The sequence below is a fragment of the Microvirga aerilata genome (assembly GCF_016743775.1).
GTDB lineage: Bacteria > Pseudomonadota > Alphaproteobacteria > Rhizobiales > Beijerinckiaceae > Microvirga > Microvirga aerilata.
Window position 1 is genome coordinate 1 of record NZ_JAEQMY010000325.1, and the last position, 876, is coordinate 876.

Annotated in this window: 1 protein-coding gene; it reads right to left on the minus strand. The window is 65.1% G+C overall.

The annotated features are described in order from the left end of the window. On the minus strand, window positions 1–823 hold an 823-nt coding region (locus tag JKG68_RS32620), incomplete at its 3' end, for an IS30 family transposase (protein WP_202066605.1). Window positions 824–876: the final 53 nt, after the last annotated feature.

Below are 876 nucleotides of genomic sequence, written 5' to 3' on the forward strand. Positions count from 1 at the left end.
CGATCCCGCCCTTCTGCCAGGGGGCATGCGGATCACAAAAGAAGGTCGGCAGGCCCAAGTGCTCGGTGAGCCGATAGTGCAAGGCAAACTCCGTCCCATTGTCGAAGGTCAGCGAGCGACGCATGGCCTCAGGCAGCCGGCTCATCTGCCGATGCAACCGCTCGAGCACGGCAAGGGCTGTTTTGTTGGGTAGACGGTCGACCAGCAGCAGGCGGGAGCAACGCTCGTGGAGGACCAACACATATTGGCCATAGCGCGAGAAGGCCATGAGATCGGCCTCCCAATGACCCGCCTCACCGCGGCTGTGAGCCTCTGGCGGCCGATGGGCTAGGCTCAAGCGGTGATGGATGAAGCTGGCTGGGGAGCCGCCACGCCGGCCCAAGCGACCGCGACGGCTCTTGCGGCGCGGCAGCAGGCGATGCCAGTGATCCTTCTGGGCAGAGCGGTGATAGATGAAGCGATAGATGGACTCGGGGCTGATGACAGGTCTACCCTGGTCGAGCGCCAGCCGGCCGGCGATCTGTTCGGGCGAGTGTCCCATCGCAAGGCTTTGTCTGACCAGAGCGCACAAGGCTGGCTGGCGCGCCAGCTTGAAGCGGGCATCCCAGCGTCTGCGGCGTCGGGCCAGGGTGTGGGCGCGCTCCCCCTCATAAGCACCGCGCCATTGCCGGGTGGGCTGGGCGTTGCGGTGCAGTTCCCGGCTGATGGTGGAGGCCGAACGCCCCAACCGGCTGCCGATCCAGCGCAACGAGCGGCCAGCCGAGCGCCACAGCTCGATCTCAACCCGCTCGCGCAAGCTCAAGTGGTTGTAAGTTTGTCCCATCGCGGCAACACCTTAGCAGGTGTTGCACTTCACACGTGAACTCAGCGGATCCA